Below are 7,812 nucleotides of genomic sequence, written 5' to 3' on the forward strand. Positions count from 1 at the left end.
GCACGGTGGCGATGTACCGGGGGTTGGCCGCGTCGTCGCCGAGCTTCTTGCGCAGCCAGGAGATGTGCATGTCGAGGGTCTTGGTCGACGACCACCACGTGGTGTCCCAGACCTCGCGCATCAGCTGGTCCCGGGTCACCACCCGGCCGGCGTCCCGCACCAGCACCCGCAGCAGGTCGAACTCCTTGGCCGTGAGCTGCAGCTCCTCGTCACCCATCCACGCCCGGTGCGACTCGACGTCGATCCGCACCCCGTGCGTGGCCGGCGGCTGCTGCGGCTCGGCGGAACCGCGCCGGAGCAGGGCCCGCACCCGGGCGAGCAGTTCGGCGAGCCGGAAGGGCTTGGTGACATAGTCGTCGGCGCCCGCGTCCAGGCCCACGACGGTGTCCACCTCGTCGGCGCGGGCGGTCAGGATGAGGATCGGCACGGTGTGGCCGTCGGCGCGCAGCCGGCGGGCGACCTCCAGGCCGTCCATGCCGGGCAGGCCGAGGTCCAGCACGACCAGGTCGACGCCGCCCTGCATTCCGGCGTCGAGCGCGGCGGGTCCGTCCTCGCGCACCTCGACCTCGTAACCTTCCCGGCGCAGGGCGCGGGCCAGCGGCTCCGAGATGGACGCGTCGTCCTCGGCGAGCAGTACACGGGTCATGAGGTGATGGTAGACCGCCCGGGTGCGCTGCCGGGGCTTGATCGCCCGCCGGGCTTCTTACCTTCCCGGCGCACTGGTACGAACCATTGACCTGGGGATGCGATCCTGAGAGGGACCTTCGAATGCCCGCGTACGGTTCCCGCGACACCTGTGATCCGTGTCTCAAGTCCTTCCATATCCGGCAGTGTCCTGCCGTATGGTGATCTGAACGCCTGTAGTACACCGGGGACCTTCGGCGGACCGACGCTGAGGGTCTCTTTCGTGTACGGGCTGACCAAGATCAGCCCCGAAAGGAATGACCTCTGGCCGGGCTCCGGACGCACAAAAGCGTCGTGGGGCGTGGATCCCGGTGGTCGCCGTCCGCCACTCCGTGATCCGGAGCGGACTCCCCCAGGGCGTGGGGGTGGACGACCGACCTGCCGGTGCCGGCCGCACCCCACCGGGCGCGCAACGCTCCAGCAGCCGCGTCCCGACCAGCAAGGAACGACCATGGCGTCCAGCCTGACGAAGGACTCGGTCCGCCCGGGCACCCCCGGTTCCGAGAAGACCTTCTTCGGCCACCCCCGCGGACTGGCCACCCTCTTCATGACCGAGATGTGGGAGCGCTTCTCCTACTACGGCATGAGGGCCCTGCTCCCGCTGTACCTGGTGGCCCCGGGTGGCCTGCACCTGAACGCGGGCACGGCGACGGCGATCTACGCCGTCTACCTGTCGCTCGTCTACCTGCTCACCCTGCCCGGCGGCTGGTTCGCCGACCGTGTGCTCGGCCCCCGCAAGACGGTCACCGTCGCAGGCGTCGTGATCATGATCGGTCATCTGTGCCTCGCGGTGCCCGCGGCCGCGAGCTTCTACGTCGGCCTGGTGCTCGTCGCCATCGGTTCCGGTCTGCTGAAGGCCAACATCTCCACGATGGTGGGCCACCTCTACAACGGCCCGGAGGACCCGCGCCGGGACGGCGGCTTCACGCTCTTCTACATCGGCATCAACCTCGGTGCCTTCGTCGCCCCGCTGGTCATCGGCACCGTCGGTGAGAACGTCAACTGGCACCTGGGCTTCGCGCTGGCCGCGCTCGGCATGGCGCTGGGCCTCGCCCAGTACCTGCTGGGCGGCCGCCACCTGAACCCGAAGAGCAGCGAGGTCCCGACCCCGCTGACGCCCGCCGAGAAGGCGGCCACCCTGCGCAAGGGCCTGATCTGGCTGGCCGTGGCCGTCGCCTTCTACGGCGTCGTCGGCGGCACCGGCCACTTCACCCTGAACTGGGCGCTGATCCCGCTCACCCTCATCGGCCTGATCGTGCCGATCATGGTCATCACCCGCATCCTGCGGGACAAGGACCTGGACTCCGCCGAGCGGTCGAAGGTGTCGGCGTACATCTGGTTCTTCGTCGCCGCCGCCGTGTTCTGGATGATCTACGACCAGGGCGGCTCGACCCTGTCGCTGTTCGCCGAGAAGCGGGCCGACAACACGATCTTCGGCTGGGCGTTCCCGGTCTCCTGGTACCAGTCGGTCAACCCGGTCATGATCATGGCGCTGGCGCCGGTCTTCGCCTGGCTGTGGCTGTGGCTGAACCGCCGCGGCAAGGAGCCGAGCACCATCGTGAAGTTCTCCTCCGGCCTGGTGCTGGTGGGCGCGTCCTTCTTCGTCTTCCTCGCCCCGCTGTCCATCGCGGAGGGCGGTCACAAGGCCGCGGCGATGTGGCTGGTCGCGATCTACTTCGCGCAGACCATCGGCGAGCTGACGCTGTCCCCGGTGGGCCTGTCCGTGACGACGAAGATGGCGCCGAAGAAGTACGCCTCGCAGATGATGGGCGTCTGGTTCCTCGCGGTCACCGCGGGCGACTCGGTCACCGCCCTGCTGTCCAACCCGGCCGTCGGCGGCGTCAACCTCGACAAGATGGGCTTCGTGACCCTGGAGGCCGCGCTCGCCGTGGTCGCAGGTGTCGCGGTGTGGATGTACCGCGGCAAGGTGAAGAAGCTGATGGGCAACGTGCACTAGTCCTTCGGGACCTGGCCTGGAGGGCCGCCGCACCCGGGTAGGTGCGGCGGCCCTCTTGTGCGGGTGAGCGTGCGCCCGGGCGCCGTCGGGCCGGCCGGGCGTGCGCGGCCCACGGTCGTCCCTGGCCGATCGCGCAGCTCCCCCTGAGGTCGGCTACCGCGTCCTTCGTCCGGGCAGGACCGTGAAGACCGCCGCCCCGAGCAGGATCGCCGTTCCCGAGATCAGGCCCAGGGCCTTCAGGGCGCCGTGGTCGCCCGCGCCCGTCTCGGCCAGACCGCCGGAGCCGCTGTCGCCGCCGGTCGTGGCGGTGCCCGAGGATCCGGATCCGCCCGACGTCGACGTCGACGTCCCGCCGGCGGCGCCGCCCGGCTGCCCGGTGGTGTCCAGGGTGAGGGAGACCGCCGTCTTCGTCGGGGTGCAGGTCGTGGTCGTGCCGAGGGCCTCGACCGTCAGCACACCCGGGGAGAGCGTCGAGGTGCCGCTCGCGCCCGGCTTGTAGGTGCCGGTGAGGTCGGGGATCTCGATCGGGTCGCCGGACTTGACCGGGCCCGCGTTGGCCGGACCCGCCACGTGGACCGTGCCGTGGTCGGCGCCGCCCAGCACCACCTCCATGGACGGCTTCACGGAGTCCTTGGGGATGTCCACGGGGCTGTCCATCACGGACTTCCCGAACCGCACGGTGAGGGCGTAGCTCCCGCCGTCCTTCCTGGCGTCGATCCGCACCGGCGAGGTCGCGCTCCTGTCGCCGATCGGGGTCTTGCAGGCGTACGGGACCTGTACCTCCTTGCCCGGGAAGTCGCTCTGCCCGGTGCCGCCGGTCGCCGTGGCGGTGGCCGTGGCCGTGGCGGAGTGGGTCGGGGGCGCCGGCTTCGTCGGGGTCGCCGTGGGCGTCGACGTGCCGCCGCCCGCCGTCACCTTGATCGTCGCCGCCTTCGGTACGGCCCCCCGGGGCGTGCACCTGGTGTCCGTCGACATCGCGTTGACCGTGTACGCGTCCGGCGTGAGCGTCACCTCCCCGGCCGCCGTCAGTTTCAGGCTGCCCTTCATGTCGGACAGCACCATGTCCCCGCCCTTGGGAATGGCGGGGTTCTCCCGCGGGCCGCGCATGCTGACGTCGGCGGTCTGCGCGCCGGCCGCCTTCAGGACGCCGGACGGCTGCACCGAGTTCGCGGGCAGGTCGATGATGTCGGGGTTCTTGGACGCGGCCTGGACGAACTTCCACACCACGTCCACCGTGTCGCCCACCTTGGCCGTGGCCGGCGCGGTGACCTCGGCCTTCGTGGTGCCGTCCACGGGGTCGATGCCCGCGGGCGGTACGCAGTGGGTGGCGTACGCCACCTCCGCCGCCCGCGCGGGCGCCACCATCGGGCCCAGCAGGAAGCCCGCCGCGCACAGCACCAGCAGGGCGCCCGTGCTCCCGGCCGCTGTGCCTCTCCTTCGCATGCTCACGTGGGTCCCTCCGGGGTGGGGGTGGGGGTCGTAGGACTCGTCGCGCTGTTGTCGTGCGGAGCGCAGGCCCGGCCGGCCGGGCCGCCCGGAACGGCGTCCGGGGTGAACCACGGCAGGGCCGGGGCCGCGGCGGGCGCGGCGCCCGGGGGCCCGGCGGTACGGGAGCGCGGCAGCCGCGGGCGCCGTCGCCGGGCGGGCCTGGGTGCGCGGGGGCTCCCGCCGGGGCGGCGCGGGCGGACCCGGTCCACCACGGCCATGCCGGCGCGGAACAGGGCGGCCGGGACCACCAGACAGAGCAGGATCCAGAAGAGGGTCACGCCCCACGGCCGGCCCACGGCCCACGGCTGCCGGGCCAGCACCCGGCCCTCGTGGCGCAGGGTCACGGTGTAGTCGCCGTGCGCCCCGGCCGGCAGTTCGACCGGCAGCTTGACCTGCGCCTTCTTCCCCGGGGCCAGGGTGCCGTGCCACTGCCGCTCGTCCCACTCGGGGGCGAAGACGCCGTGCGCGGTGCCGACCTGGAACACCGGGTTCTCGATCGGGCCGGTGCCGGTGTTGCCGACGGTGAGGACCAGGGTGCGGCTGGGCGGTGCCCCGAACCAGGTCAGCGGGCCGCTCGAACCGGTCAGCCGGGTGGCGGAGAGCACCGCCAGGCGACCGCCGGAGCGCTGGTCCGGCAGCGGGGCCACGGGGTGCCCGGCCACCTGGAGGACGGCGTCCGCCTCGGCCCCGGCGCCGGTGACCGTGGCCACGTGCACCACGCAGGGGCAGGGTACGGGGGGTTCGGCGACCGGCAGTCTCCGGCTGAAGGCGCCGTCCGCGCCGGTGGTCACGGCCCGGCCGTCGCCGTTGGCGCAGGAGTTGGTGCCGCCGACGACTCCCCGGACCGGTGTGGCCCGCCCGCACACCAGCACCATCAGCAGCGTGCGCGGCCGCCAGCCGGTCCCGCTGACGGTGACGGTGCCCCCGGCCCCGGCCTGCGCGGCCGACAGCTCCACCACCGGCCGCTCCACCGCGACCCCCCGCCCGGCCGCCCCGGCCAGGCCGACCAGCAGCACCACGAGCACCGTGCACACCCGCCGCCCCAGCCCCCCGAGACGCCCACCCGCCGGGAACACGGCACCCGACACCGGAACCGGCGGGGGCGCACCGGTGGCCGGCACGGGGACCGGCCGGGGCGTGGCGGTGGGCGGCAGCGTCAGCGGAAGGGGCGGGGCGGCGACCGGCAGCGGGGCCGGCCGGGGCGTACCGGTGGCCGGCAGGGGGACCGGCCGGGGCGTACCGGTGGCCGGCAGGGGGACCGGCCGGAGCGAGCTTGCGTCCGGCAGCGGAACCGGCGGCAGCGGGAGGGTGACCGGCAGCGGCCGGAACGGGGCAGTGGCCCGCAGCGTCAGCCGAGGAGGCGGGGCGGCGACCGGCAGCGGTGCCGGCCGGGGCGTACGGGTGGCCGACGGGGGGACCGGCCGGAGCGAGCCTGCGTCCGGCAGCGACACCCGCCGGAGCGGGCCGGCACCCGGCAGCGGGACCGGCCGGGGCGTACCGGTGGCCGACGGCGGAACCGGCCCGAGCGTGACGGCACCCAGCAGCGGGACCGGCCGGAGCGGGCCGGCACCCAGCGGCGGGAGCGGCTGGGGTGGGGCGGCACCCGGCAGCGGGGCCGGCCGGGGCGTGGCGGTGGGTGGCAGGGGCCGGGGCGCGGGGATGGGGGGCGGCATCCGCGGAGGGGGTGGCGCGGGCGGCATGGGCGGCTCCAGCGGTGGTGGCCGGACGGTTCGGCGGGCGGCGCCGGGGCAGCGGTGTGCGCTCGGGCCGGTCCCGGTCAGCGACGGGCGGTCCGGCCCTGCCGGGTCAGCCACAGGGCGCCCGCCGCGCCGGTCAGGAGAACCGTTCCGCCGAGCGTGCCGAGGGCGATCACGGAGTCCTCGGGGCCGGTCTGCGGGAGCTGCCCGGCGGAGGAGGATCCCCCCGAGCCCGACGAACCCGACGAACCCGACGAGCCCGGTGAAGAGGGTGACGACGAGCCGCCGGCCGCCGTGACGGCCAGGGTCAGAGACGGTTCAGGGCTGTTGGCCGGCGTGCAGGTCGTCGTCGTACCGAGCGCCTTGATGGTGAGCGTGCCCGCCGTGAAGGTCACCTTGCCACTCTTCCTCGGCGTGTAGGTGCCGCTCAGGTCGCTGATCTTGATCGGCGTGTCGGCCGGGATCGCGGCGGCGTTGGCGGGTCCGCTGACGGCGAGCGTGCCGCCGTCGGCGCCGCCCAGCCTGATGGTGGCGCTCGGGGTCATCGCGCCCTTGCCCAGCTCGACCGGGCTGGAGGAGACGCCCTTCTTCCAGGACATGGTGATCCGGTAGCCGCTGCCGCTCCTGACGCCCCTGATGTCGATGGGCGAGACGGCACTCTTGACGCCGATCGGGGTCTGGCAGCGGTAATCGACGTCGACGACGTCGGCGCGGGCGGCCGGGGCGGCCAGCAGCACCGCCGAGCCGGCCAGGGCCGCGGCGGACGCGAGCGTGGCGGTTCGTCTCGGGTACGACACGGTCGGTCCACCCCATTCATTCCTGACGGCACATCAGATTCGGCCGTCAAGGTACGCCCGGGGCCGTGAGGTTGGAAGACGCGTCACACGCCGGAAATCGCGGCGATCCGGCGTGCGTGACGGGGCGTCCGCCGGGAGGCCGTGGGACGCCCGCGGCCACCCGACCCGGCGGGTGCCGGCAACGGGTGGCCTTACGGGGCGTCAGGCGGGGGCGCCCAGTTCCGCCCAGACCGTCTTGCCCGGCGTACCGGGGGCGCGGAGCACGCCCCAGTCCAGGCACAGCCGCTGCACGATGAACATGCCGTGGCCGCCGGGGCGGCCGGCGCGGTGCGGGGTGCGCGGGGCCGGCTGGCCGGCGCCCCGGTCGGAGACCTCCAGCCGGATCACCTTGTTGTCGCAGGTCAAGCGCAGTTCGTCGGGGCCCTCGGCGTGCAGGCAGGCGTTGGTGACCAGTTCGGAGACGACGAGCAGCACGTCCTCGGCTGCGGCCCGCTGGTCGGCCGTGTCCGCCGGCAGCCAGCCCCACGCGTACAACGCCTGGCGGGTGAAGTCGCGGGCGAGCGGGACCACCCCGCTCTCGCCTTCCAGGCGGAGTCTGCGGAACTGCCGTCCCCGGGCCTGCGGCGTGCCGTCGGACGGCACGGACGGCGCGGCTGCCCCCGTGGCTGCGCCGAGGGTCGGCGCCTCCCCCTCGGACGCCCCGGAAGCGCCGCTGGGCTCCGGGCCGCGGTCGCCCGGCGAGTAAGGCCGGGTGGTGCTCATCAGCGCTTCACCTCACCGATTCACCAGTAAACGATTCAATAATCCAGTCAGTGGTCCGGCCGATGGCCGGACCGGGCGGCCGACACCGTCGGCCGGTCCGTACGCCGTCCGCGGGCCGTACGCAGGTCATCCCCGTTCCGTCCGCCGGCGGGGTCGTTCGTCCTTCCGCCGCCCGGGCGGGGCCCCGTCGGGTCCGCGCGCCGGACGCGCGTTCCGTCAGGTCGTTCGCCGGTCCCCGGAGGATCCGGCGGCCGGCAGGACGCCTCCTGCCTTCCTCTGCCCTCTCCTGCCCGGCGGATCCGGCGGAACACCCCCGTATTGGACGTGATGCGGACAACGCCCTGCAGGGCCGGCCCGCGGACCGGTCCGGGCGGGGGCGGCGGCTCAGTCGGCACCGTCGGCCAGGGCCGCCTCCACGGAGTCGTGG

General features: G+C 74.1%; 6 protein-coding genes. 1 reads left to right on the plus strand and 5 read right to left on the minus strand.

Going from position 1 to position 7,812, the window contains the following annotated elements; genetic code table 11:
* On the minus strand, positions 1-646 hold a 646-nt coding region (locus IE312_RS18790; RefSeq protein ID WP_189983253.1), incomplete at its 3' end, for a response regulator transcription factor.
* 489 nt (positions 647-1,135) lie between these two features.
* On the opposite strand from IE312_RS18790, the gene IE312_RS18795 reads away from it, so the two are divergent.
* Positions 1,136-2,641 (plus strand): peptide MFS transporter, encoded by a 1,506-nt coding sequence (locus IE312_RS18795; RefSeq protein WP_189983255.1) that lies wholly within the window; start codon positions 1,136-1,138, stop codon positions 2,639-2,641.
* A 153-nt stretch (positions 2,642-2,794) separates the two neighbouring features.
* Here IE312_RS18795 and IE312_RS18800 read toward each other — a convergent pair whose 3' ends face one another.
* From IE312_RS18800 to IE312_RS18815, 4 genes are all read right to left on the minus strand, one after another.
* Complete coding sequence (locus tag IE312_RS18800; protein ID WP_370467572.1) at positions 2,795-4,084, minus strand: hypothetical protein; 1,290 nt, start codon at positions 4,082-4,084, stop codon at positions 2,795-2,797.
* 2 nt (positions 4,085-4,086) lie between these two features.
* A complete protein-coding gene (locus IE312_RS18805; RefSeq protein ID WP_370467575.1) occupies positions 4,087-5,148 on the minus strand; it encodes a hypothetical protein in 1,062 nt (353 codons plus the stop codon).
* 758 nt (positions 5,149-5,906) lie between these two features.
* Positions 5,907-6,623, minus strand: coding sequence for an LPXTG cell wall anchor domain-containing protein (locus IE312_RS18810; protein ID WP_189983257.1), 717 nt, complete (start codon positions 6,621-6,623; stop codon positions 5,907-5,909).
* Between the two features lie 201 nt (positions 6,624-6,824).
* Positions 6,825-7,385, minus strand: a complete 561-nt coding sequence (locus tag IE312_RS18815; protein WP_189983259.1) for an ATP-binding protein — start codon at positions 7,383-7,385, stop codon at positions 6,825-6,827.
* Positions 7,386-7,812: the final 427 nt, after the last annotated feature.

The sequence above is a fragment of the Streptomyces capoamus genome, assembly GCF_014654935.1.
Lineage (GTDB): Bacteria > Actinomycetota > Actinomycetes > Streptomycetales > Streptomycetaceae > Streptomyces > Streptomyces capoamus.

What these genes read in the sequence shown, in the direction of transcription:
- IE312_RS18815 (WP_189983259.1), bottom strand. Translation starts at nt 7,385, where the DNA reads ATGAGCACCACCCGGCCTTACTCGCCGGGCGACCGCGGCCCGGAGCCC.
- IE312_RS18800 (WP_370467572.1), bottom strand. Translation starts at nt 4,084, where the DNA reads ATGCGAAGGAGAGGCACAGCGGCCGGGAGCACGGGCGCCCTGCTGGTG.
- IE312_RS18795 (WP_189983255.1), top strand. Translation starts at nt 1,136, where the DNA reads ATGGCGTCCAGCCTGACGAAGGACTCGGTCCGCCCGGGCACCCCCGGT.